Origin of the sequence: Leminorella grimontii, assembly GCF_039789245.1 — a bacterium.
GTDB lineage: Bacteria > Pseudomonadota > Gammaproteobacteria > Enterobacterales > Enterobacteriaceae > Leminorella > Leminorella grimontii.
The window spans coordinates 371,408-395,836 of the sequence record NZ_CP146357.1; the positions used below are offsets into that span (position 1 = coordinate 371,408).

22 protein-coding genes are annotated in these 24,429 nt (G+C 55.1%); 16 read left to right on the plus strand and 6 right to left on the minus strand.

Annotated elements, in window-relative coordinates; translation table 11 throughout:
• Positions 1-89: 89 nt before the first annotated feature.
• From pilM to trpS, 12 genes are all read left to right on the plus strand, one after another.
• Positions 90-959: a pilus assembly protein PilM gene (gene pilM, locus V8L73_RS01830; protein ID WP_347253993.1), complete on the plus strand. Its 870-nt coding sequence runs from the start codon at positions 90-92 to the stop codon at positions 957-959.
• A complete protein-coding gene (locus V8L73_RS01835; protein ID WP_261831723.1) occupies positions 959-1,507 on the plus strand; it encodes a PilN domain-containing protein in 549 nt (182 codons plus the stop codon). The genes pilM and V8L73_RS01835 overlap by 1 nt, the downstream gene beginning before the upstream one ends.
• Positions 1,504-2,061: a hypothetical protein gene (locus V8L73_RS01840; protein ID WP_347253994.1), complete on the plus strand. Its 558-nt coding sequence runs from the start codon at positions 1,504-1,506 to the stop codon at positions 2,059-2,061. The genes V8L73_RS01835 and V8L73_RS01840 overlap by 4 nt, the downstream gene beginning before the upstream one ends.
• Complete coding sequence (locus V8L73_RS01845; protein WP_347253995.1) at positions 2,058-2,426, plus strand: hypothetical protein; 369 nt, start codon at positions 2,058-2,060, stop codon at positions 2,424-2,426. Before V8L73_RS01840 ends, V8L73_RS01845 begins: the two co-directional genes overlap by 4 nt.
• On the plus strand, positions 2,426-3,715 hold the full coding sequence (locus tag V8L73_RS01850) for a secretin N-terminal domain-containing protein (protein WP_347253996.1): 1,290 nt from the start codon (positions 2,426-2,428) through the stop codon (positions 3,713-3,715). Before V8L73_RS01845 ends, V8L73_RS01850 begins: the two co-directional genes overlap by 1 nt.
• A gap of 292 nt (positions 3,716-4,007) precedes the next feature.
• Complete coding sequence (aroK, locus tag V8L73_RS01855) at positions 4,008-4,526, plus strand: shikimate kinase AroK (RefSeq protein ID WP_027273510.1); 519 nt, start codon at positions 4,008-4,010, stop codon at positions 4,524-4,526.
• A 55-nt stretch (positions 4,527-4,581) separates the two neighbouring features.
• Positions 4,582-5,673 (plus strand): 3-dehydroquinate synthase, encoded by a 1,092-nt coding sequence (gene aroB, locus V8L73_RS01860; RefSeq protein WP_027273509.1) that lies wholly within the window; start codon positions 4,582-4,584, stop codon positions 5,671-5,673.
• A 72-nt stretch (positions 5,674-5,745) separates the two neighbouring features.
• Entirely contained in the window at positions 5,746-6,717 is a 972-nt protein-coding gene (locus tag V8L73_RS01865) for an SPOR domain-containing protein (protein ID WP_036023327.1), read from the plus strand.
• Between the two features lie 75 nt (positions 6,718-6,792).
• Complete coding sequence (dam, locus tag V8L73_RS01870; RefSeq protein WP_027273507.1) at positions 6,793-7,611, plus strand: adenine-specific DNA-methyltransferase; 819 nt, start codon at positions 6,793-6,795, stop codon at positions 7,609-7,611.
• A 26-nt stretch (positions 7,612-7,637) separates the two neighbouring features.
• Positions 7,638-8,312, plus strand: a complete 675-nt coding sequence (gene rpe / locus V8L73_RS01875; RefSeq protein ID WP_027273506.1) for a ribulose-phosphate 3-epimerase — start codon at positions 7,638-7,640, stop codon at positions 8,310-8,312.
• Positions 8,309-9,001 carry a phosphoglycolate phosphatase gene (locus V8L73_RS01880; protein ID WP_027273505.1) on the plus strand — a complete coding sequence of 231 codons (693 nt, stop codon included), beginning with the start codon at positions 8,309-8,311 and terminating at the stop codon, positions 8,999-9,001. Before rpe ends, V8L73_RS01880 begins: the two co-directional genes overlap by 4 nt.
• 9 nt (positions 9,002-9,010) lie before the next feature.
• Complete coding sequence (trpS, locus tag V8L73_RS01885; protein WP_027273504.1) at positions 9,011-10,015, plus strand: tryptophan--tRNA ligase; 1,005 nt, start codon at positions 9,011-9,013, stop codon at positions 10,013-10,015.
• Between the two features lie 77 nt (positions 10,016-10,092).
• Here trpS and V8L73_RS01890 read toward each other — a convergent pair whose 3' ends face one another.
• Positions 10,093-10,701 (minus strand): dual specificity protein phosphatase family protein, encoded by a 609-nt coding sequence (locus V8L73_RS01890; RefSeq protein WP_347253997.1) that lies wholly within the window; start codon positions 10,699-10,701, stop codon positions 10,093-10,095.
• Positions 10,702-10,847: 146 nt separating this feature from the next.
• On the opposite strand from V8L73_RS01890, the gene codB reads away from it, so the two are divergent.
• The 3 genes from codB (at position 10,848) to V8L73_RS01905 (ending at position 14,094) form a co-directional block, all read left to right on the plus strand.
• Positions 10,848-12,098 (plus strand): cytosine permease, encoded by a 1,251-nt coding sequence (gene codB / locus V8L73_RS01895; protein WP_347253998.1) that lies wholly within the window; start codon positions 10,848-10,850, stop codon positions 12,096-12,098.
• The gene (locus V8L73_RS01900) at positions 12,088-13,368 is read left to right on the plus strand and encodes a cytosine deaminase (RefSeq protein WP_027273501.1); all 1,281 of its coding nucleotides are present in this window, start codon (positions 12,088-12,090) and stop codon (positions 13,366-13,368) included. Before codB ends, V8L73_RS01900 begins: the two co-directional genes overlap by 11 nt.
• Positions 13,369-13,521: 153 nt before the next feature.
• Complete coding sequence (locus V8L73_RS01905; protein WP_261831716.1) at positions 13,522-14,094, plus strand: peptidylprolyl isomerase; 573 nt, start codon at positions 13,522-13,524, stop codon at positions 14,092-14,094.
• A 316-nt stretch (positions 14,095-14,410) separates the two neighbouring features.
• On the opposite strand, the gene V8L73_RS01910 is transcribed toward V8L73_RS01905, so the two are convergent.
• Complete coding sequence (locus V8L73_RS01910) at positions 14,411-17,146, minus strand: FAD-binding and (Fe-S)-binding domain-containing protein (RefSeq protein ID WP_261831715.1); 2,736 nt, start codon at positions 17,144-17,146, stop codon at positions 14,411-14,413.
• Positions 17,147-17,622: 476 nt separating this feature from the next.
• Between V8L73_RS01910 and V8L73_RS01915 the strand changes: the two genes are divergently transcribed.
• Positions 17,623-19,143 (plus strand): helicase HerA-like C-terminal domain-containing protein, encoded by a 1,521-nt coding sequence (locus tag V8L73_RS01915; protein ID WP_373876160.1) that lies wholly within the window; start codon positions 17,623-17,625, stop codon positions 19,141-19,143.
• A gap of 69 nt (positions 19,144-19,212) precedes the next feature.
• Here the strand turns inward: V8L73_RS01915 and V8L73_RS01920 are convergent, their stop codons facing one another.
• The 4 genes from V8L73_RS01920 to V8L73_RS01935 all read right to left on the minus strand — a co-directional run bounded on the left by V8L73_RS01920 (position 19,213) and on the right by V8L73_RS01935 (position 24,413).
• A complete protein-coding gene (locus tag V8L73_RS01920) occupies positions 19,213-19,902 on the minus strand; it encodes a GntR family transcriptional regulator (RefSeq protein ID WP_027273497.1) in 690 nt (229 codons plus the stop codon).
• A gap of 440 nt (positions 19,903-20,342) precedes the next feature.
• Positions 20,343-21,824, minus strand: coding sequence for a fructuronate reductase (locus V8L73_RS01925; protein WP_347253999.1), 1,482 nt, complete (start codon positions 21,822-21,824; stop codon positions 20,343-20,345).
• 20 nt (positions 21,825-21,844) lie between these two features.
• Positions 21,845-23,227 (minus strand): MFS transporter, encoded by a 1,383-nt coding sequence (locus V8L73_RS01930; protein ID WP_261831713.1) that lies wholly within the window; start codon positions 23,225-23,227, stop codon positions 21,845-21,847.
• A gap of 172 nt (positions 23,228-23,399) precedes the next feature.
• Positions 23,400-24,413 (minus strand): Zn-dependent oxidoreductase, encoded by a 1,014-nt coding sequence (locus tag V8L73_RS01935; protein ID WP_261831712.1) that lies wholly within the window; start codon positions 24,411-24,413, stop codon positions 23,400-23,402.
• Between the last annotated feature and the right edge of the window lie 16 nt (positions 24,414-24,429).

The window sequence follows — 24,429 nt, forward strand, 5'->3', positions numbered from 1 at the left end:
CGGATAGTATAAAGCCAATGAGACGCTGTGGATATGTTCTTTTATCAAGATGAAGAGAAGGTGAAGTTCTAAAGGAGTATTTAGTCGAAATGACCATCTGGCAGGCAGGAATAGATATTCATTCAGAGGGATTTTACGCCGTGATTTTACAGCGCCAGCGATACGGCTGGCAGATGAGGAACTGGCACCTGTGGCGCGCGCCGCCTTTGCCGGAAGGCTATGCCTATCCTTCTCAGAGCGACGGCATTTCTCAGGCGCTGCTTCAGGCGCTGAAGGCTTGGCGAAGCCGGCTACCGAAGCGCGTTTCTTTTCGAATCGCGCTGCCCGCCGAGGCCATCCTACAGCAGACTCTGCCTTTGCCCGACGGCGTAGAGTCGCCTTCCGCCAGGCAGTGGTTAATTGAAGACTCCGTAGACAGGCTGTTTCCCCTGTCGCTAAGGGAACTGGCCGTTGATTATCGAGTGATTTCATCCCTCGATGGCAAGGCTAACGCTCAGGCCGTCGTCAGCGCAACGCGGCGAAAAGACATGACTTCGCTTTTATCCGGCCTGGCGGAGGCCGGGATTGCGCCGGACATCGTCGATGCCGCGCCCTGCGTTTTACGTTCGATGGCCTTGGCCGCCGGCGTCGATCGGGGCGCGCTTTTGCTTCACCGAATGGCGCGGCGATTCATGTGGGTATCCCCTTTGAATGACGCCTTTTGCTATCAGCTGCTGCCGGAAATGGGTGATGAATCCCCGCTTTTCTCCGCCTCACAGGCGCGTGAAGCCTATCGGCTGGCGGGCGGTGACGCGCAGCGGGTGCTTCTTAGCGGAGAAATTGACGAACCTGAAGCACAGGGCGGCGCGGCGCTATGGTCGCCGTTGGCGGCTATAGACCAAATGCATCCTCCGCTGCCGCCGGAAGAACACCGCTTTGTTTTAGCCTGCGGCCTCGCTCTGCGCGAGGAGGACCGTTAATGCTGCAGGTGAATTTTCTTCCGTGGCGGGAGCGGCAAAGAAAGCGGGCGTCAAAGCGCTTTGCTGCGCTGGTCGCGGTATATGCGGCAGGCGCCGTCGTCGCGATAGCCTCCGCCTACGGTTTTCAACAGTACCGTTACCGAGCAGACATTGAGGCGCTGCGGGCGATTGAAGAAGCCGACGCTATGATTCAGGCGCGGATAGCGCAGGCTGCGGTATTGCAAGCGCGCTTCGCTTCTCTTAGCGCGACGGTTGAGCAGATTGAACGCTACAGGCAGTCAACCGGTGACGTTTCCCGTCGGTTTCTGACGATTGAAACGACGCTGCCCGAGGCGCTGTGGCTGAAGCGGGTTACGTACCAGGACGACGCATTTACGATCTTAGGGCAGGGATGGGCGGAAGGCGACGTTGTTGAATATTTGCAAAACCTTGGGGCGTCTCTCACCGGCTGGCGGCTTCGCTTAACCGAAATGGTCGGCGCGGCGGGGGCCAGTGGCGGGCAGGTGACGTTTATTTTAGATGGCCAACGTAAAGAGGCTCTACCGTGAGCAGAGAAGAGGACATTAGCTGGAATAGCCTCGCCTTTGCGTCTTTATGGGTTCGGCAGGGCGTGGCTTTGGCGGTTGCTCTTTTTGTGGGTATCGCAGGGGTATACCTGTTCGTTTTCCCTTTACAGGATGAGAGAGAAAAGCAGGGACAGGACTTGCAGGAGGCCAAGGCTCGCTACGCTCAGCGCCTGCTGCAATTAGGGACGACGCCCTCGCTGAGCCTGCTTGATGAACAGGTAGAGGAGAAAGCCGCCTATCTGAGAACGTATAGCGCGTTACCTATGGGCGTTCAAAGCCTGATGGCGGCGGCGCGCCGTTCTCAATGTCGAGTTGTTGATGCTAAGCACTTGGCCGATGCGGAAAGCGGAGCGTTCTGGGCACAGCGCTGGCAGCTTCGATTAAAGGGCGACTACTTTCAGCTGCTTCGCTTTATTCAACATATGGATAAGGACGCCGTTGCCGCGGTAGCTGAGAGGCTGGTGATGGAGGAAGACGGCGGTCTGACTGTTTCATTGACCGTGACGCAGTATCGACTAAAGGAGGACGCCCGGTGACGACAGGCGTTTTGCGGCGCCGCGCCGCGCTTTTTTCTCTTCTGCTGGTTCTGTTCTCGGCCAACGCCGAACGGCGCGATCCCTTTCAGGCGGAAGAGGCGCAGCGGTGTCAGGTTCAGGTGCATAAAGAGGCCGAGGCGCTGTCGTCCTGGCGGCTGCGCGGCGTTATTCGCAGCCGGGGCGTCGAGCGCGGCTGGGCGCAAACGCCTGAAGGGAAATGGCGAGCGCTGAGCGACGGTTTCTCGCTGGCCTATTGGCGACTGTTGAATATCGAGGGCGGAACGGCGCGTTTTTCCGCCGTGCCTTCACTGAAAAGTCGCTGTCGGCCCGGCGACGTTATTGAACTTACGTTAGGGAAATACTGATGTTGAGATGGAACGTGGTTAAGGCCCTGTTGGCCGCCCTTTTTTTACTGACCGGCGGCGCTTTGTTTGCGCAAAGCGAGATCCCTTTTGAGGACCAACAGCCCGTCTCTCTGGCGTTTCAGGACGCGCCGGTTAGCGTCGTTTTGCAGGCGCTGGCGGACGCCCGGCGGTTGAATCTGGTGGTGGCCGACGGCGTCGAGGGTAAGCTTAGCCTGCGGCTGGAGGAGGTCCCGTGGGAACAGGCGCTTGCGATTGTGCTTAGAGCGGGCAAGTTGGAGGCTGAACGAGAAGGCGGCGTTATCAGCGTGTTTCCCTTTCGAGAACCAACGCCCGAAGAGGTTGCTCCGCCGCCTCCCGTTCTGGTTACGTTTAGCTACCGCGTTCGCCACGCTGACGCCGTTGAGCTGGCAAAGGTGCTAAATAGCCAGCGGGGCGTTGCGCTTTCCGATAGCGGCAGCGCCGTGGCCGACGGCAGAAGCAACAGCCTGCTGGTGCGAACCGAGGAGGGGGCCGTTGACGCCGTTAAGGCGCTGCTGGCCGAGGTCGACGTTCCGCAGCCGCAGGTTTTGCTGACGGCTCACATCGTGACGATTAACAGCGAACGGCTGGAAGAGCTGGGCGTTAGGTGGGGGTGGGGCGACGTAGAGGCGGCCGGTGCAGGCGTCGCGAGCCGGTTTAGCGTTAATTTGCCGCTGTCTACTCCGGCCGGGCAGTTCGGATTTCAGATGGCCAGAATCGACGGCAGGCTTCTCGGGTTAGAGCTGTCCGCGCTGGAGGCTGAAAATAGCGTAGAAATTATCGCCAGCCCCCGCTTAATCACCCTTAGTCAACAAACGGCGAGCATCAAACAGGGAACCGAAATTCCCTACGAAGTCTCCAGCGGTTCAAGCGGAGCGACGTCGATTGAGTTTAAACAGGCGGTTCTGGGGCTAAAGGTGACGCCGCGCATATTCTCCGACGAACGGCTGGAGCTCGATCTGCAAATAAGTCAAAACATGCCGGGGAAGGGGTTGAAAAAGGGAGACGGCAGCGAAGTGCTGACGATAGACACCCAAGAGATACAAACCCGCGTCTTTGTCGCCAACGGCGAGACGATAGCGCTGGGCGGCATTTTTCAACACAGCCGCGTGGCAAGCAAAGAACAGGTTCCCGTTTTGGGCGACATTCCCCTGCTGGGTTCGCTGTTTCAGCGAGACGCCAACAAGCGCGTTCGACGAGAGCTGGTTATTTTTATTACGCCGACGATCGTAGGAACGGGAGCGGAAAGCGAGAAAAGAAAAGAGGGATAGAATAGATTAAAATGAACGCCGATTTGACGCTGGCCGTTATTTGGCATACAAGGAGCTATCTGAAACCCTAATGCTAAAGTGAAAAACGTAATTACGGTGATTTTCTTAGAGTTCTGCCGGCGGTTAGACGGGCGGGGCTAAACCGCCTATTGCCAACTATCTACAGTGTTGAGATAATTTCAAGTCTGATCTCACACATATTGCTCATGAGGTTTCAGGTGAACTCCCGCTGCGTCGGCATGCCGTAGGGTGGGGCGTCCATTAACGAATTATCTTAGTAATACCAAAAAACATGGCAGAGAAACGCAATATCTTTCTGATTGGTCCAATGGGGGCAGGTAAAAGCACCATAGGCCGTCAGTTGGCTCAACAGCTTAATATGGAGTTTGTGGACTCCGATCACGAGATTGAACGCCGTACTGGAGCTGATATAGCCTGGGTATTCGATGTGGAAGGCGAAGAAGGGTTTCGCGATCGTGAAGAAAAAGTGATTAATGAACTGACCGAGAAGCAGGGGATTGTTCTTGCGACCGGCGGCGGTTCCATTAAATCCAAAGAGACCCGTAATCGTTTGTCCGCCCGCGGTATCGTTGTCTATCTTGAAACCACAATCGAAAAACAGCTGGCCCGCACTCAGCGCGATAAAAAGCGCCCTCTGCTGCAGGTTGATACGCCAAGAGACGTATTGGAAACGCTGGCAAAAGAGCGCAATCCTCTTTATGAGGAAATTGCCGACGTCACGATCCATACCGACGATCAAAGCGCGAAGGTTGTTGCCAATCAAATCATTCAACTAATCGAAAATCGCTGATTCTTTTGTCCGATTGGCGTATATCTTAGTCTAACTCTATATAAAAAGGCGGACGATGGAGAAGGTAACGGTCACTTTAGGCGAACGCAGCTATCCGATTATAATTGAAGCGGGGCTGTTCCACTGCATCGACGCTTTTTCTCCCCTTAAAGAGGGAGAAAAAGTGCTGATTGTGACCAACGAGACCGTTGCGCCGCTGTATCTGGCGGTAGTGAAAGAAAGTCTTGGAAAGCGCGGCGTGGTGGTGGATGACCTTATCCTACCGGATGGAGAGCAGTATAAGACGCTGTCCATCATGGACCGCGTTTTTACCCGACTGCTTGAAAATAATCACGGTCGCGATACGACGCTGATTGCCTTAGGCGGCGGCGTTATCGGCGATTTGACCGGCTTTGCGGCAGCCAGCTATCAGCGGGGCGTGCGTTTTATTCAGGCACCCACGACGCTGCTGTCTCAGGTGGATTCCTCCGTTGGCGGAAAAACCGCCGTTAATCATCCGCTCGGTAAAAATATGATCGGCGCGTTTTATCAGCCCGCTTCCGTTATTATAGACCTGAACTGTTTAAAAACGCTGCCTGCGCGCGAGTTGTCGTCGGGGCTGGCCGAAGTTATCAAGTATGGGATTATACTGGACGCCGATTTGTTTGAATGGCTCGAGGCCCACATTGACGAACTGATGGCGTTGGACGAAAAGGCGATGGGATACTGTATTCGCCGGTGCTGTGAAATTAAGGCGCAGGTTGTCGCCGAAGATGAACGAGAAAGCGGCGCGCGGGCGCTGTTGAACCTCGGGCATACTTTTGGCCATGCCATTGAGGCTGAAATGGGGTATGGTAACTGGCTGCACGGGGAAGCCGTTGCCGCCGGTACGGTCATGGCGGCATATGCGGCGTCGAACCTGGGCATATTCCCGCGTGAAGATATTGTTCGCATTAAGCGCCTGCTGGCGCGCGCCAACCTGCCGACGAAAGGTCCAAAAGAGATGACTGCTGAAGCCTATATTCCCCATATGCTGCGAGATAAAAAGACGCTGGCGGGGAAACTTCGGCTTGTGTTGCCAACGGCTATCGGGCAATCCGAGGTCGTAGGTGGGATAGCGCACGATGTTGTATTATCGGCTATCCTCGATTGCCAACGGGATAACTGATTGGCTGTTTTTTAAAATACTTCTTTGAGTCGGTCTGTTGCAGGCTCTGGATGTAGGGGAGGGGTTAGAAAAGTGCGAAACGAAGACGATGCACCGGAAGATTTTGAATCTGACGGTATGAGGCCTGACGCTGAAGACCGTGCGCCTCGCCGTGAGCGCAGTAAGCCCAGCAGATCCGGTAGAGGTTTTACCGTATCTCGGCAGCACGTTAAGCTCGGTATTGGTATTGTCGTTCTGTTGCTGCTCATCTACCTCATTAGCTCGGCGTTAAAGTCTCCGGCACCGCAAAGCGGCGGGCCGCGCGAGGTTGATCTAGGCTCCGGCACGTCGGCTCAGCAGGCGCAGCCTCCTGCCGATAGCGGCGCGAATAGCGCTGCGGGTTCGCAGTCTTCTTCACAGCCGGTAATGCCGCCGCCGATCGCAGGCACGCCAACGCAGTCGCCCCCGGTTCCCGAAACGCCCAACCAGCAGCGGGTGGAAATTCCAGGTGAGATTACCGACGCGCTTTCCGCTCAGCAAGAGCAGCTAAATCGACTGAAAGAGACGGAAATGGCCGGCAGCGGTTCCACGGGCCAAACGTCAGGCGCCGAGGCTCAGCCGACCCATACGTCCTCCCCGCCGGTAAAAGCGCAAGATCCGGTACAGAGCGGCCAGACAAAGTCAAAACCGGCCGAGCCGCAGCCGACTAAAACCGCGCCTAAAGCAACCGAGAGCCCCACTAAGGCTCCCGCTGCGAAAGGTTCTTCAACGCCGGGAAGCGCTTCTGCGCTGGCGTCTATACCAGCAAACCGAGTTACGCTTCAGGTTAGCAGCGCTTCGCGCTCCGATACTCTGGTGGCCTTTGCCAAGAAAAACGGCATGACGGATTACTGGGTATACCAGACGCAGCGTAACGGTAAGCCCTGGTTTATTCTGATTACCGGCAACTATGCGTCGGCTTCTGAGGCCAGGTCTGCGCTGTCAACAATGTCTAAAGACGTACAGGCGAATAAGCCGTGGGTAAGATCGATGCAACAGGTGCATCAGGATCTAAAACAAAAATAATTATATGTGCAAATGTGCTGCTTGAAACAGAGTGCAAAACGCCGTTGTGAATTGTATAAGTAGCTGACTCGCAGCATGAAGAAAAAACGTTCTTTTTTAAAATGGGCCGGCGGTAAATATCCGCTGGTCAATGAAATTCGGGAATATTTACCTAAGGGTGAATGTTTAGTTGAGCCGTTCGTCGGCGCTGGTTCAGTATTTTTAAATACGGATTATGAAAAATACGTTCTGGCAGACATCAACAGTGACTTAATCAACCTCTACAATATCGTAAAAGAGCGCGTAGAGCAGGTAGTGGAGGACTCTCGCAAACTGTTTGACGGGAGCAATAACGAGGAACAGACGTACTATAAGCTGCGGACTGAATTTAATGAAAGCCGAGACCGCTACCGTCGCGCGCTTCTATTTCTCTATTTAAACCGCCACTGTTATAACGGGCTATGCCGCTATAACCTCAGCGGAGAGTTTAACGTGCCTTTTGGCCGCTATAAGAAACCCTATTTTCCGGAAGCCGAGCTGTACTGCTTTGCTGAAAAGGCAAAGCGGGCGACGTTTTTTTGTGAAAACTACGAACAAACGATGAAAAAGGCCCTGCCGGGTTCGGTCGTGTACTGCGATCCACCGTATGCGCCGCTGTCGGCGACGGCGAACTTTACCGCTTACCACACTAACAGCTTCAACGTTTACGATCAGCAGGCGCTGGCGGTTTTGGCGCAGGACGTTGCCGAGAGAGTGGGCGTGCCGGTACTGATCTCAAACCATGACACGGAGCTGACTCGCGAATGGTATCGCGCAGCGGAGCTCACCGTAGTCAGAGGGCGGCGTACCATAAGTCGAAACGTGACGGGGCGAACCAAGGTTAACGAACTGCTGGCGCTTTACCGTCAGCGTTAATACATTTCTCAACGGGTGGATAGCTAATGAACAACTTTCTGATTGCTCCTTCAATACTTTCCGCTGACTTTGCCCGCCTGGGCGAGGATACGGCCAAGGTATTGGCCGCCGGCGCTGACGTTGTCCATTTTGACGTCATGGATAATCACTATGTGCCGAACCTGACGTTTGGCCCCATGGTATGTAAAGCGCTGCGTGATTACGGCATTACGGCGCCGATTGACGTACATCTGATGGTTAAGCCGGTCGATCGCATCGTGCCCGACTTCGCCAAGGCGGGAGCAAGCTATATCTCTTTCCATCCTGAAGCCTCAGAGCACGTCGATCGGACGCTACAGCTGATTAAAGAGCACGGCTGTAAGGCAGGGCTGGTGTTTAACCCGGCGACGTCGCTGAGCTACTTGGACTACGTTATGGACAAGCTGGACGTTATCCTGCTGATGTCAGTTAACCCAGGCTTTGGCGGCCAGTCCTTTATCCCTTCCACGCTTGAAAAGCTGCGTCAGGTTCGCCAGCGCATTGACGAAAGCGGGCTGGACATCCGTCTGGAAGTCGACGGCGGCGTGAAGGTCGACAACATCGGTGAAATTGCGGCCGCCGGGGCCGATATGTTCGTTGCCGGCTCCGCCATTTTCAGCCAGCCAGACTATAGGTCAGTGATTGACAGCATGCGCGCCGAGCTGTCCAGGGTGAAAGGATGAGTATTTTTACCGGCATTAAGGGGCTAGGGTTCGATCTTGACGGCACCTTGGTCAACAGCCTGCCGGGTCTGGCTGAGGCCGTTGACGCAACGCTGAAGACGCTGGGCTTCAAGCCTGCCGGGGAAGAACGGGTCGCTCACTGGATTGGCAACGGCGCGGGCGTGCTGATTATGCGCGCGCTGGACTGGGCCGGGGGCGAAAGCGCCAGAGGGCATCAGGACAACGCCCGCATTCTGTTTGATAGGTTTTACGGCGAATCCGTCGAGCAGGGCACCCGCCTGTATCCGCACGTGGCCTCGACCCTGTCTCTTCTTGCCAAAGACGGTTTGAAAATGGCGCTGGTCACCAACAAGCCGACCCGCTTTGTTCGGCCGCTGCTCAATTCTCTGGGCATTTTGGACTACTTTAGCGTGATTATCGGCGGCGACGACGTGGTGGAGAAGAAGCCTCATCCCGCGCCGCTGTATCTGGTTTTAGGGCAGCTGGGGCTGAGGGCGGATGAGCTGGTATTCGTCGGCGATTCCCGCAACGATATTCAGGCCGGAAGGGCGGCTGGCTGCCCGACGATTGGCCTTTCCTACGGCTATAACTACGGTGAACCTATCGCGCTGAGTCAGCCCGACCGCGTGTTGGATTCGTTTGCCGATCTTTTGCCCACCATCGGGCAGTTGACTACTAAAGTGAATTAGGACGACATCATGAGCAAACCCATTGTATTTAGTGGCGCACAGCCCTCCGGCGAACTGACTATCGGTAACTACATGGGTGCACTGCGTCAATGGGTTCAAATGCAGGATGAATACGAATGTATTTACTGCATCGTTGACCTGCATGCGATTACCGTGCGGCAGGATCCGGAAAAGCTTCGTAAAGCGACGCTGGATACGCTGGCGCTGTATTTGGCCTGCGGCATTGACCCTGACAAGAGCACCATCTTTATTCAGTCTCACGTCCCCGAACACGTGCAGCTGAGCTGGGTGCTGAACTGCTATACCTATTTTGGCGAACTGAGCCGCATGACGCAGTTTAAGGACAAGTCGACCCGCTACGCAGAAAACATCAACGCGGGCCTGTTTAGCTACCCGGTGCTGATGGCGGCCGATATCCTGCTTTATCAGACTAATCAGGTGCCCGTAGGGGAAGACCAGAAGCAGCATCTGGAGTTAAGTCGCGACGTTGCCCAGCGCTTTAATGCGTTGTACGGCGATATTTTTAAAGTCCCTGAACCGTTTATTCCTAAATCCGGCGCGCGCGTTATGTCTCTATTAGAGCCGACTAAAAAGATGTCGAAGTCGGACGATAACCGCAATAACGTTATCGGCCTGCTGGAAGATCCCAAGTCGGTGATGAAGAAGCTTAAGCGTGCGGTAACCGATTCGGACGAGCCGCCCGTCGTTCGCTATGACGTAGAGAACAAGGCCGGCGTGTCCAACCTGCTGGACATTCTCGCTGGCGTAACCGGCAAATCTATTGCCGAGCTGGAAGCCCAGTTTGAGGGCAAGATGTACGGCCACCTGAAGACGGAGACCGCAGAGGCGGTTGCCGGCATGCTGACCGAGCTTCAAGAGCGCTATCACCGTTTCCGTAATGATGAAGCCTATCTCCAGCGCGTGATGAAAGAAGGCGCCGAGAAGGCCAGCGCCCGCGCCAGAGAAACGATGGTTAAGGTTAATCAGGCCGTCGGGTTCGTGCCGATGCCATAAGCCGCATTGCGCGTTAGGCTGTAAAAAATCAAACGCCCCGCAGCATATAAATCTGCGGGGCGTTTTTTTAAGGTAGCTTACTGCGCCGCCTTGACGGTCGCTTTTTCACCAACGACCTGACGGCGAACGTCGTCGACGTCAACCTTTCTAAGGTACTGAATAATATTGTAATAAGCCCAGCGATGGTAGCCGAACTCCGGCCGCTGAAGCTCCTCAATCGCAGCCTCTTTGCTCCAGTTTTGGAACACCAGGCGATACATGGCGACGGTAAGCCCCGTTCTGTCGCTGCCGTGCCAGCAGTGCACAAGTACGGGCTTCGGCGCGAGATAAACGGCCCTTAAAGCCTCGATGACCTGCTCCTGCGTAAACCGGCCGGCTTCCATGGGAACGTGATACAGTGCGAGCGACGTCCCTTTGGCTTCGTCGTCGTCAGTATGGAAGTTTCTCAAGTTCAGCACCGATTTGACGCCGCGCCTTTCCAGTTCCTTCATCTGCGCTTCACCAGGCTGCCCTGAACGATAAAGACTGTCGTCAATCTGGTAGAAGTTTTCTAACGTCGTCGCATTAATTTTTTTAGCTGAAGGCGGGTCGTTTTCGCTATTGGTCACATCACCGGCTACAGAAAGAAAAGAACATGAGAAAAAGAGCGTTAAAAAAATAATAGTCATCCGCTGAAAGCGTTTCATTTTATATCCGTTAGTATCAAAAAAATTACTTTATATTTCATCATTATGACATATCCAGTAGAAAAAACATTGACGAAAACGTTTGCTTTATCCTGAGAAGTGTATATCATGCGGCGGATTTTTTGGCCCGGATTTAAGGAGATATTGTGTCGCAAGATAACAATTACGGTCAGGGGCCCGTCCCCCTGGCGGCGCGAAAAGGCGTGATCCCGTTGACGTTTGTGATGTTGGGATTAACGTTTTTTTCAGCCAGTATGTGGACCGGTGGTACTCTCGGAACTGGTCTTTCCTATAACGATTTCTTTCTAGCAGTTCTCTTCGGTAATCTCCTCCTCGGTATTTATACAGCATTCCTCGGATATATCGGCGCAAAAACCGGACTTTCCACCCACCTCCTGGCTCGTTACTCATTTGGCGTTAAAGGCTCATGGCTCCCCTCACTGCTGTTAGGCGGCACTCAGGTAGGCTGGTTTGGCGTCGGCGTGGCGATGTTCGCCATCCCGGTAAGCAAGGCGGCGGGGATTGACGCCAATATCCTGATTGCGGTGTCTGGCCTGTTGATGACGGTCACCATATTTTTCGGCATCTCGGCGCTGACCGTTCTGTCGGTCATCGCCGTTCCCGCCATCGCCGTTTTGGGCAGCTATTCCGTCTGGCTGGCGGTTAACGACGTTGGCGGATTGGATCACTTAAAAACCATCATGCCGCAAAATCCGCTCGACTTTTCTACGGCGCTGGCGCTGGTTGTAGGGTCTTTCGTCAGCGCGGGTACGCTAACCGCTGACTTCGTGCGCTTTGGCCGTAACGCAAAGGGCGCGGTGCTGGTGGCGCTGATTGCCTTCTTCCTCGGTAATTCGCTGATGTTTATCTTTGGCGCGGCGGGCGCTGCCGCCGTAGGGCAGGCGGATATCTCCGACGTGATGATAGCTCAGGGGCTGCTTATCCCGGCCATTATCGTGCTTGGCCTTAACATCTGGACGACTAACGATAACGCGCTGTACGCATCCGGCCTTGGCTTTGCCAACATTACCGGCCTTTCCAGCCGCACCCTCTCGGTCGCTAACGGTATTATCGGCACGCTGTGCGCCCTGTGGCTGTATAACAACTTCGTCGGCTGGCTGACCTTCCTGTCGGCGGCGATCCCTCCCATTGGCGGTGTTATCATCGCTGACTACCTGATGAACCGTCGCCGTTACGCCGACTTTAACAAGGCGAAGTTTATCCCGGTCAACTGGATGGCGATTCTTTCCGTTGCGCTGGGCATTGCGGCAGGTCACTATATTCCGGGCGTCGTACCGGTCAACGCCGTGCTCGGTGGCGTATTTAGCTATATGATTTTGAATCCGCTGTTTAATCGCGGCGTAGTGACATCTTCAGAGGTAAGTCATGCAGAATAATACCATCACAGTTCGTCAGGCCCGCCTGCAAGGGCAAGAAGGGCTGTGGCAGCTCACCGTAGAAAACGGGCGCTTTGAGCGCATTGAGCCTCAGGATGCGGCATCTCCAGCGGTGGGGAACGTGATTGACGCCGAGGGCGGGCTGGCCATTGCGCCGTTCGTTGAGCCGCACATCCACCTGGACACAACGCAGACCGCCGGCGAGCCGAGCTGGAATCAGTCCGGCACGCTGTTTGAGGGCATTGAGCGCTGGGCGGAACGCAAAGCGATGCTGACTCATGAAGACGTAAAGGCCAGAGCCATGCAGACCCTGAAGTGGCAGATGGCTAACGGCATCCAGCACGTGCGCACCCACGTAGACGTTTCCGACCCGACGTTGACGGCGCTGAAGGCTATGCTTGAGGTGAAGCAAGACGTTGCGCCCTGGGTAGACCTTCAGATCGTCGCCTTCCCGCAGGAGGGAATTCTTTCTTATCCTAACGGTGAAGCGCTGTTGGAAGAGGCCTTGCGCCTCGGAGCGGACGTGATTGGCGCCATCCCACACTTTGAGTTTACCCGCGAATACGGCGTTGAGTCGTTGCATAAAATCTTCGCGCTGGCGCAAAAGTACGATCGCCTGATCGACGTGCACTGCGATGAAATTGACGACGAACAGTCGCGCTTTGTAGAAACCGTTGCCGCGCTGGCGCATCGCGACGGCACGGGCGCTCGCGTTACCGCCAGCCACACGACGGCGATGCACTCTTATAACGGCGCGTATGCGTCCCGGCTTTTCCGCCTGCTGAAAATGTCCGGCATTAACTTTGTGGCTAACCCGCTGGTGAACATTCACCTGCAGGGGCGCTTCGATACCTATCCCAAGCGCCGCGGCGTTACCCGGGTTAAAGAGATGCTGGAAGCGGGCATTAACGTCTGCTTCGGCCACGACGACGTGTTCGATCCGTGGTATCCGCTGGGAACGGCCAACATGCTTCAAGTGCTGCACATGGGGCTACACGTCTGCCAACTGATGGGCTATGGTCAGATTAACGACGGCCTCAACCTGATCACTACCCACAGCGCTAAAACGCTAAACCTGCAGGATTACGGGATTGCGGTTGGAAACAGCGGGAATCTGGTGATCCTGCCGGCGGAAAGCGGCTTCGACGCCGTTCGCCGCCAGACGCCGGCCCGCTACTCTATCCGCCGCGGTCAGGTGATTGCCGAGACGGTGCCCAGTCAAACGACTTTGAACCTGACGCAGCCGGAAATCGTTACCTTTAAACGCTGAGTCCGTTTCTGTTGTGGTGGAAAAGCGCCTTCGGGCGCTTTTTCTCTATGTGTGCCGCCTGAAAAATGCGCAGAAAAGTAGTAGCCCCGCCGTAACAAAATTACTAGAATCGGAAAGACTTCCGTTTATCGTTAACTTATAAAAGGTTTCTCTATGTTAAAGCGTATTTGTGTCACTCTGGCGGCCGTGTTTTCACTGGTCGTTCTGGCGCCGGCGGTGCAGGCGGCGGATAGCAATCCTCACGTTGTGTTGACCACCACGCTGGGCACCATTGAGGTTGAGCTGGATAAGGAAAAAGCACCGATTTCTACCAAGAACTTCCTGGCCTATGTGAAGGACGGCTACTACAACGGCACAATCTTTCACCGCGTAATCCCTGGTTTCATGGCTCAGGGCGGCGGCTTTACGGCGGACATGGCCCAGAAGAAGCCTTCCGCGCCGATTAAAAACGAGGCTGAAAACGGCCTTAAGAACGTCAGAGGGACGCTGGCCATGGCGCGTACTAACGTGGTTGACAGCGCGACCAGCCAATTCTTCATCAACGTAGTCGACAACGACTATCTTGACCATTCATCCGATAACTTTGGCTACGCGGTATTTGGTAAAGTGGTGAAGGGAATGGACGTCGTGGATAAAATGATGACCATGCCGACCACCGCGAACGGCCAGCACCGCGACGTGCCTGTAACGCCTATCGTGATCACTTCTGCTGAGATTGTGAAGTGATTTAGCGGGATTTCTACCGTAAATAAAAAAGCGCCGTAAAGGCGCTTGAGATTGTTGACAAAGGCTTTGCATAAAACTTACGGAATCAAACGGCGGGAGAGGGTGCCGTGGGGGTCGACTTGGCGTAAGCCAACGAAGTGCCCGTAGGCAGCCTAGGCCCGCCGCACTCCCAAAGCTAATACAGACGCTCTTCCGGCCGAGCACAACGGTGATATAAGCAGGTTGTATTTTCGGCCGGAATGTCCTCTGAAGTTAATTAAGACGGTTTGTCAGCAGTCTCAAAGCGCCGTAAAGGCGCTTTTTTACTGTCTGACGGTTACGCCTCCAGCGGACGCGTAACCCTATCTACTACGTACAGAATCGAGCGATAGGGGATGCCCGAATGCTCCGTCAGGCCGATTTCACAGGTGCGGCTGTTGGAAACCCCTTCCGTACAGTTGGCCGGAACCTGCTCTTTGAGCAGGCGAAGCGCGCTGGCGTTCAGCTCCGGCGTCTTCATGCCCTTGTCGCCGGCAAATCCGCAGCAGTGGATGCCGTCAGGAATGACAACCTGAGTGCAGCAGCGTTCAAGCAGGCTCTTCATCGGCGCGGAGAGGCCCATCTTCACGCTGGAGCAGGTGACGTGCAGCATGATGGGATTGTGCTCCGGCGTGAACTTCAGCCGCTCTACCAGATAGTGGTGGGTAAAGCCGACCGGCTCAAACAGCGCCATCGGCTTGGTAAACCCTTCAACCGCCCGCAGCGCGCAGGGGCTGGTGTCCATCAGTACGGGGTATTTACCCTGCTCGCTGGCTTTCCAGATGGCCTCTTCCATATCCGCCAGTCGCTCTTTGGCGACCGTCGTGATGCCCTTACTGTTGTACGGCATGCCGCAGCACAGGCTGTCGAGGTTTTCCGGATAAATAATGCTGAAACCGGCTTTGGTCAGCAGCTTCTCGATGACTTCCGTCAGCGGGCGCTGGTCAGGATCGTTAGCGGAGGCGCCCATGGTCCTTGACGCGCAGCTAGGGACATAAACCACCTTGAGATCGCCGCTTGAAAGCACCGGCGCAACCGGGGAACGGGCTCCGCGCGGGAACGATGGCGTCAGAAGCGGAATGTGGCCGAGGCTTGCGACGTGCAGCGCTTTGGTTATTTTCCCCATTCGCTCCACGCCAATCGCTCTGCCGGCTCCGGCAACGGTATTTAGCGCCAGGCGAGCGCCGGCGGTGACGGTGGTAAAGTGATCGGCCGTCCAGCGGGCAATCCTTTCGTGGCGCATGTTGCGGCGGGTACGAATATCGCGAATAAGCTCGCCGGTATTGATGCCGACCGGGCAGCGCTTGGCGCACAGGCCGGTGGCTGCGCAGGTGGCGTCGCCCAGGTAGAGGAAGTCCTTTTCAAGCCGCTTAAGGCGCTTGTTGTCATCGCCGCTGCGCTTGAGGCGGTTGATTTCGCGCCACATGACGATGCGCTGGCGCGGCGTGAACGAAAGGCCGGTTGAAGGGCACACCGGCTCGCAGAAGCCGCATTCGATGCAGCTGTCGACGCGAGGCTCGGCGGCGGGCAGCAGCTTCAGATTTTGCAGGTGGGCGTTATGGTCGCGGTTGAGCAGGACGCCGGGGCTTAGCAGATGGTTTGGATCCAGCAGGTTCTTTAACTTCCACATCAGCTCATAGGCTTCTGCTCCCCACTCCAGCTCGACGAACGACGCCATGTTGCGACCGGTGCCGTGTTCCGCCTTCAGGGAGCCTTTGTACTCGACCGCCACCAGGTGGGCGATGTCTTCCATAAACGCCTGATAGCGGGCCACTTCGGCCGGCGTATCGAACGACTGCTGGAAGACGAAGTGCATGTTGCCATCCAGCGCGTGGCCGTAAATGACGACTTTGTAGTCATGCTTGACGAACAGCTTGCGCAGGTCGCGTACGCCGGAGGCCAGCTGTTCAATCTGGAAAGCGACGTCTTCAATGATGACCGTCGATCCGACCGGGCGAACGGCGCCGATGGCCGGGAATATGCCCTTACGGATGGCCCATAGGCGGCCGAACTCCTCCGGCTTGTCGGTAAAGGGCACTTGCTGTTCCAGCGTAAAGTCGGAAACGGTCGACATGATGAGCGCCATCTTTTCTTTCAGCGCGTCGGCGTCGGCGGCGCGAACTTCAACCAGCAGCGCCGTGGCGTCTTCGCTCAGGTGCGGCATGAAGTCAGGCAGGCCTTCTTCATTTTCAACCGAGGCCAGCGCGCCGCGGTCCATCAGTTCGACGGCGGAGACCGGCTGCTGTTTGAGAACGATAGTGGCCTTACAGGCGTCTTCAATGTCTTTGAATACAAACAGCGCCGAGGCCTTAAACTTATGCTCTTCCACCGTTTCATAGGTGATTTCGGCAATAAAGCCGAGGGTGCCTTCGGAGCCGATCATCAGGTGGGTCATGACGTCAAGCGGATCGTCAAAGTCGACCAGCGCGTTGAGGCTGTAGCCGGTAGTGTTTTTAATGCGGTACTTGTGGCGAATGAGCTCGGCGAGATGCGTATTGGCCTTGGTTTGGCTCGCCAGCTCGCGAAGCCCGTCAAGAATGTGGGCGTGCGTTTTTTTAAAGGCAGCGACGGATTCGCTGTCGGCGGTGTCAATAAGCGTGCCGTCCGCCAGAATGAGGCGCATGGACGCTAACGTTTGATAAGAGTTTTGCGACGTGCCGCAGCACATGCCGCTGGCGTTGTTGGCCGCAATACCGCCGATTTTACAGGCGTCGATGGATGCCGGATCCGGGCCTATTTTTCTGCCAAACGGCGCCAGATAGCGGTTAGCGTCAGCGCCGATAACGCCAGGCTTAAGCGAGATATAGCCCGCGTCGCCAAAGATCTTATACTGCCGCCAGTTGTCGCCGAGCATAATCAAAATCGAGTCGGTAATAGCCTGACCGGACAGGCTGGTGCCGGCGGCGCGAAACGTAACGGGAAGATTGTGCTTTTGCGCCAGCACCAGCGTTTTCTGAACGTCCTTTTCGCTATCGAGGCGAACAACGATCTGCGGGATCAGGCGATAGCAGCTGGCGTCTGTACCGAACGCCATCGTTCTGGAAGGATCTGTATAAACGTTTGATTTTGGAACAAAACGACAGAGCTCATTATAAAAAGATTGGTAAGACGCTTTCATTTAATGCTTCCTTGATTATCATTTCGGCAACAATAATGTTGCTTGTTTGTTGATTATAATGAGGAAAGTTAAAATTTATCGTGATCTCACTCTCCATTTAATCGCAATTGAAACGATTCATATGATAAATGATGTTTTCATAGCGTGGCGACGTGAGTCTAATTTTGAACCGCGGGCTTAGCTTAAAGGGTAGCGCTTAATGATTTGCCTTGCCTTACTTATACTCGCTATGCTTCAAGCCTCAGACGCGTTGTCCTGCAGTTTGAATCGGTTAGATATATACTGAAGGCAGTAAGAATCAGGGGGCGACGGGAGGTGTTTGACCCGAGCGCATAGGCTTTAAGGGCTCTCTGCCCCGTTTGGGCACAGGGATGGCCAATTAAATAGGATATATGCTGATGTTAGAACCGCTTGTTATTGCCAAGAGTCATGAGACGCCGCTGGCCATTCTGCCCGCGCTGGCGAACCGCCATGGGCTGATTACCGGCGCTACGGGAACCGGGAAAACCGTCACGCTACAAAAAATGGCGGAGCGCTTTTCGCAAGCTGGAGTGCCGGTGTTTATGGCGGACGTGAAGGGCGACCTGTCCGGTATCGGCGCTGAGGGCGTTTTGAACCCTAAACTGCAGTCTCGCCTTGAAGCGCTTGGCGTAACAGACTGGGATCCGGCCGCGTGTCCGGTCGTTTTTTGGGACGTCTTCGGCGAGAAAGGGCATCCGGTTCGAGCGACCGTGTCGGACATGGGGCCGATTCTACTTTCCCGACTGCTTAACCTTAACGACGTGCAGTCCGGCGTTCTGCAGCTAGTGTTCAAAATTGCCGATGATAGCGGCCTTTTGCTGTTGGATATGAAGGATCTGCGCTCGATGGTGCAGTTTGTCGGCGATAACGCCAAGCGCTTCCAGACGCAGTATGGCAACATTTCCAGCGCTTCCATCGGCGCTATCCAGCGCGGGCTGTTGACGCTGGGAGAGCAAGGCGGCGAGCGCTTCTTCGGCGAGCCGATGCTGGATATCTTCGATCTGATGAAAAACAACGCATCCGGGCAAGGGATAGTAAACATTCTGGCGGCCGACAGGCTTTATAACCTGCCGAAGCTCTATTCCGTTTTCCTGCTTTGGCTGCTGTCCGAGCTGTTTGAGCACCTGCCCGAAGTGGGCGATATGGACAAGCCGAAAATGGTGTTTTTCTTTGATGAAGCCCACCTGCTGTTTAAAGACGCACCGCCCGCTCTGTTAGAGAAGATTGAACAGGTCGTACGCCTTATCCGTTCAAAGGGCGTCGGGGTCTATTTTGTCACACAAAACCCGTTAGACATTCCCGACAGCGTGCTCGGCCAACTCGGCAATCGCGTGCAGCACGCTCTGCGCGCGTTTACGCCGCGGGACCAAAAAGCGGTGCGCGCCGCAGCGCAGACGATGCGCGCCAATCCGGCCTTTGACGCCGAGCAGGCGATTACCGAACTGGGCGTCGGTGAAGCGTTGGTCTCTTTCCTTGATGAGAAAGGGAGGCCCAACGTGGTCGAGCGCGGCTTTGTTATTGCTCCCCGTTCGCGCATGGGGGCGCTGAGCGACGACGAGCGCAACGCGCTGATTAATCATTCTCCGCTTTACGGGCGTTATGAAGAGGCTATAGATCGCGAGTCGGCTTATGAAAAGCTGGCAGCCGGATCCTCGGTATTAACGGATGAAGCTTCGAAGAGTGAAGCCAGGCCTTCGGCACAGGATGAAAAGTCCAACGACGGCGGCGGGCTGTTTGGCAGCCTGAACGAAATCCTGTTCGGCAGCACCGGGCCGCGTGGCGGTAAGAAGGACGGCCTTGTCCAGACGGCGGCGAAGTCTATGACCCGCCAGTTGAGCAGCCAAATCGTGCGCGGCATTCTCGGCAGTATTTTAGGCGGTAAGAAGCGTTAGTTGTTCTATATCGTCAGTGAAACGGCGGCCAAAAGGCCGCCGTTCTTATAATCAGATATCCGAGAAAGGCTACTCGCCGGTTTCGAACCAGTCGGTATTACGCTGCGAAATGGTGGTGATCGTGGTGATCATTTCACGCAGGTGCTGGTGAATGGCTTCTTCGGCGGCATCGGGATCGCGCTTTTCCAGCGCGTGATAAATGCGGTAGTGTTGCTCAATCAGGCCTTCCGGCGGTGAGACGTCCGCCAGGCTCATAAATCGTACCCGGTCCATCGTTGCCTTGATGGTTTCGATGGTTTCCCACGCCATTGGGCAGTCGACGATTTCGGTAAACGTGCGGTGGAATTCGTCGTCCAGCTCCAGAAACTCTTTGTCCCGCTTGTTGGCGGCGGCCAACTCCTGACGGTGGAGATTATGCTTTAGCTGCATCAGGCGCTCGGGCGTTATTGCCGTCGCCACGCGGCGGATAATGGCTGACTCCAGCGCTTCTCGAATAAACCGACCGTCGGATACGCGTTTAGCCGAGATTTTCATGACGAATGTCCCACGTTGGGGAAGTATCTGCACTAAACCGGTTTCAGACAGCTTGATGAACGCTTCTCTCACAGGCTGACGGGAAACGCTAAAGCGAGTGGAAATCTCTTTTTCAGACAACAGCGTTCCGGGCCTGATGGTACAGTCCACGATCTCCTGACGCAGCAGGCGATAAATCTGTTGATTGACGGGTTCACTCGTCGTGAAAGGGTAAACAATGCTCATTGACGTTCGCTATTCTCTGACTTTTATCCGCAGCTTTTTGCATTATGGCGATAATTCCCGCAAGTTTCACTAGAATTCTTAACTTATTGGCGAATTAATGCGATAAGAATAGGATATCTTAGGTCCGATTTTTACGCTTATTGCTGAATATATATGATGAAATGAAAAATAATTTTCTTTTTCAAAAGCGTAACCGTGTGGGAATTATCATATCTAATTCTTAATTTGTTAATTTTTAATTGAAAAAAATAATCTAATGTAAATTGGAGATCGGTTTTTTTACATTTTTGAGGGCAGAACAAATAGGCATTTTTATTTATTTTCGATTTAATGATGTGGAAAAATCGACGTTTTTTATTTTGCTAAAGATATTAAAAAAGCCGAAGAGCGCGGAGCCCCTCGGCTTTTTTGGATAATTGCGTTTAGCGTTTAAAAACGCTTCAGAAGGTCTTCACCAACCGCGCAACGCTCTCTTTAGCGCCTAAGTCCAGCAGCTGCTGATAGGCGCCGGTGATGGCGCTGACAAAGCGTTCATTGTTAGGCAATTCGCTACCGAATACGACTTCCAGTGACAGCAGCGCCTTAACCCGCGCTTCGCCTTCTGCGCTGCCGTTGACCAGCGTACGCAGCTGCTCAAGGAGCGGGTCGCTGACTTCAATCGGCTGCCCCTGCTCGTCAACGCCGCCGACGTAGCGGATCCATGCGGCAACGCCTAGCGCCAGGCAGTCAAAAGAGCTGCCGTTGGCCAGGTGATAACGGATGGAATCCAGCATGCGCTGGGGCAGCTTTTGCGTACCGTCCATCGCGATTTGCCAAGTGCGGTGCTTCAGCGCCGTATTGCGATAGCGGTTAAGCAGCGAGTCGGCGTAGGCGACCAGATCGACGCCTTGCGTTCTCAGCGTTGGAGCCTGCTCATTGAGCATCAGACGGCGAGCGGCGGCGGCGTAGTTGTCGTCCTGCATGCAGTCATTGATGTGCTGATAGCCCGCCAGATAGCCTAAATAGGCGAGAAAAGAGTGGCTGCCGTTAAGCATGCGCAGCTTCATTTCTTCATACGGCAGCACGTCGTTAACCAGCTCCGCACCCGCTTTTTCCCATTCAGGACGACCGTTGACGAAGTTGTCTTCAATGACCCACTGGCGGAAGGGCTCGCAGGCCACGCCGGCCGGATCCTGAACGCCGCCCAGCTTCTGGGTGACCTTTTCCAGCGTTTCTGGCGTAACGGCGGGCACAATGCGGTCGACCATCGTGGAGGGGAAGCTGACGTTGGCTTCGATCCACTTGGCCAGTTCCGCATCCTGCTTTTTCGCCAAACCCAAAATGACGTTGCGAGTCACGTGCCCGTTTTCCGGCATGTTGTCGCACGACATGATGGTAAACGCAGGCAGGTTGCGATCGCGACGCGTGCGCAGCGCTGCAACGATGGCGCCGGGGGCGGATTTCGGCCTGGTCGGATTAGCGATATCGTGCTGAATCATCGGATGGTCTTCAATCAGCGTACCGGTGGCGGGCTGATAGCAGTAGCCTTTTTCCGTGATGGTGATGGAGACGATAGCGACCTGCGGTTCGGCCATCGTTTCCAGCACGGTATCAATGCCGTCGATTTCCGCATGCAGCGCGCGGCGTACGACACCGACCACGCGACCAGACCAGCCTTCCGCCGCCATTTCGGCGACGGAATAGAGCAGATCCTGTTGATTAAGGTCGTTGATTTGCTGTTCGCCGCCAATCAGGTTGACTTCGCAGTAGCCCCAGTCGCTGCCGTGTTCCGTTGCCAGAATATCGGCATAGACCGCCTGGTGGGCGCGATGAAACGCGCCGAATCCCAGATGAACGATGCGAGGTTTTACCTTTTCCCTGTCGTAAGACGGCGTAATGACGTCTTTTGGCAGATTGGACAGCGCGTTATTCGATAGTTTCATAGTATTACAGGCTCTTGGGACTAAACGTAACTTTGGGCATTGGCCGTTACCGGCTTAGCGGGTACTTCTGCAGCGTCCTCTTCTGCGCTGAGGTCGCGATCCTTAACTTCAGGCATGCAAACGGCAGAGATAAGCCCGATGACGGAGTAGACGATAATCATCACGACGATTGGCCACCAGGAACCGGTCGCATTACAGAAGATGCCGGCCAGAACGGGACCAAATCCGACCGCAACCAGGCCGCCCGCCTCTTTGGAAATCGCCATGCGGGTAAAGCGGTTACGGGAACCGAACATTTCCGCCATGGTGATGTTTTCCAGCGCGAACAGGCCCAGAACCGCCACGTTGTGAATGATAATGATGCTGGCCATGATGACGTTTGGCGCATTATCTTTGTCGACAATCATGGATACCATCGGGTAGGCCAGAATAATGGCGCCGATGCACAGGATAATATAGGGAACGCGACGGCCAACTTTATCTGACAGCCAGCCCAACAGCGGAATAGTCAGGAAGCCGAGAATGGAGCTTATCATCAGGGCGTCGGTAGGAATCGCCTTTTCAAACATCAGCGTTTGTACCAGATAGCCTGCCAGGAACGTTTGGATAAGGCCCGAGTTACCCGCCTGGCCAAAGCGCAGGCCGGTGGCCAACCAGAAGGACTTGCTGGTGAACATGGCAAAAGAGGATTCTTCTTTCACTGCGGTTTTCGCTGCAACCGGGCCATCTTCAGAAACCTGCTCAAAGACCGGGCTTTCTTTCAGGTTCATACGAAGCCAGATGGCAAAGAACATAACGACGACGCTTGCCAGGAACGGTACGCGCCAGCCCCAGTCCAGCAGTTGCTGTCTGTCGAGCGCAAAGAACATCACGGCCCAGATAGCGGTGGCGCTCAGGGTGCCGCAGTTAGTACCCATGGCGACCAGTGAGGAAATAATGCCGCGCTTACCTTTTGGCGCATATTCTGCAAGCATGGTGCCCGCGCCGGAAATTTCAGCTCCGGCGCCCAAGCCCTGAATAATCCGCAGCAGAATCAGCAGCAGCGGCGCGAAGATGCCGATCTGCGCGTAGGTCGGCAGCACGCCGATAAGGGTCGTACAGATGCCCATCATGGTAATGGTGATGAACAGGACTTTTTTACGGCCGATGGTATCGCCCATGCGTCCGAAGAAGAATGCGCCGACGATGCGCGCAATGTAGCCCGCGCCATAGGTGCCCATGGCAAGAATAAGCGCCATCGCCGCTGACTGTTCGGGGAAGAAGATTTCGTGAAAGACCAGCGCTGCGCCGAGGGAGTACAGCTGAAAGTCCATAAATTCCAGCGCCGTGCCGAGCCAGCCGGAAACGGCTGCCTTGACCAGGTCTGCGGTGCTTCTTTCAGGGGTATTCTGTTTTAAGTCCATATAATTGCTCTCTACGAGTTGTCGTTATGGGTACAGCAATGCGTTAGGTACAGAGATAGTTAGTTCCGCTTTTTATTCATCAGTGCGCGGCTTTCGCCGATTCCCGATAACGCCAGAGAATGTTACCGGGAATTAGCGCCGTTGCCTCATCGCCGCGCCTGAAGCTAAGAAGCTAAAACGTCAATAAGACTTTGCAGCACTGCTTCTGGTCCTTTTCAAAGGTTTCCAGCGCATTGATGACCTGCGTGTAGTCGAACTGATGGGTGATGAGTTTTTCCGGGTGAATTTTTTTCTCCTTCATCCAGTCAATAACCATCGGGAAGCGGTTGCTGTTCAGGCGGGAGCTATAAATTGTCAGCTCCTTACTGGTGATCCCCTGTTGGTTAATGACGCACGGGTCGGAAGAGAATCCCATAATGCCGATGCGAGCGGCCGGAGACGCAAGGCCGATGGCTTCAGGCAAAATGGACGGATGGCAGGCGGCGTCAACGATAAGGGTTGGACGAACGCCCAGCTTCGCCAGTTCGTCAGCCAGGCTGACGTTGGTGTTGTTGATAGTGCGATCGGCGCCGTTTTCCTTTGCCATCGCAAGGCGCTCATCGATGCGGTCTGCAACGATGATTTCCTTAACGCCGTATACGCCGCGCAGCGCCTGAATGGTGGTTAATCCCATCGGGCCCGCGCCGTAAACCAGCGCCACGTCCTGCGGGCCGGGGTTCATTTGGCTGCAGATGTTGGCAGCAATAGTAAAGGGCTCAATCATCGTGGCTTCGCGATCCGCGATGCTTTCTGGAACCACGTGAGCGTTTTTCGCCGGCAGCGTGACGGATTCGCTGAAGCCGCCGTCGCGGTGTACGCCGATAACCTGTAGCGACGTACATACGTTCGGACGGCCGACGGAGCAAGGGTAACAGTGGCCGCAGCTCACGACGGGATCGCCCACAACGCGCTCGCCGATACGGGAGGCGTCAACGCCTTCTCCTACGGCGTCAATGCGGCCAAAAAATTCGTGACCGATAACGCGGGGGTATTTGGCGAACGGGTTATGTCCGCGATAAATATGTACGTCAGAGCCACAGATGCCGGCGCTCTCTACGCGGATGCGAACTTCACCCGGCAGTGGCTCTGGCAGTGGGCGGTCTTCGATAACTAACTGACCTGGCTCTTGAATAACTACGCTTTTCATTATGTGCTCTCCGTTA